Annotated in this window: 1 protein-coding gene; it reads right to left on the minus strand. The window is 53.3% G+C overall.

Annotation, left to right across the window (positions count from 1 at the left end; genetic code table 11):
- The coding region (locus HMPREF2822_RS13090; protein WP_118790715.1) for an IS3 family transposase at positions 1–516 on the minus strand (516 nt) is incomplete at both ends.

The following is a 516-nucleotide window of genomic DNA, read 5'->3' on the forward strand; positions in this document are numbered from 1 at the left end:
TTAAACGATTCTGCCAGGGCATTATCGGCACTTGTACCCACTGCTCCCATGGATTGGCGAACACCAAGTACAGCGCAGTGCTCTCTAAATGCTTGTGAGGTGTACACACTGCCATGATCGGAATGGAAAATTGCCCCTTTAAGGCTTCCTCGGACTTTCCTTGCATGAGATAAAGCTTCGATAACCAGCGATACCCGCATGTGATCGGCGAGTGCATGGCCGACAAGTTTGCGCGAGTAGACGTCGATGACCGTGGCCAGGTACATGTTCTTGCCGCCCTTACACGGCAGGTAGGTGATATCGCCTACGTAGACCTGGTTTGGCCTGTCAGCTGTGAATTTGCGGCCTATTAAATCGGGCATGACTCGACGGCCAGGCGTGCGCCTGGTGGTGATACACCGACGCCGTTTACTAAAGCCTTTCAGCCCCATGGATTTCATGATGCGTGCGACCTTCTTATGGTTGATCGGGCCGAAGTCTGAAGCGTCGTTGAGGCTTGCAGCGATGCGTTTAGCA

The sequence above is a fragment of the Corynebacterium sp. HMSC062E11 genome, from assembly GCF_001811845.1.
GTDB lineage: Bacteria > Actinomycetota > Actinomycetes > Mycobacteriales > Mycobacteriaceae > Corynebacterium > Corynebacterium hesseae.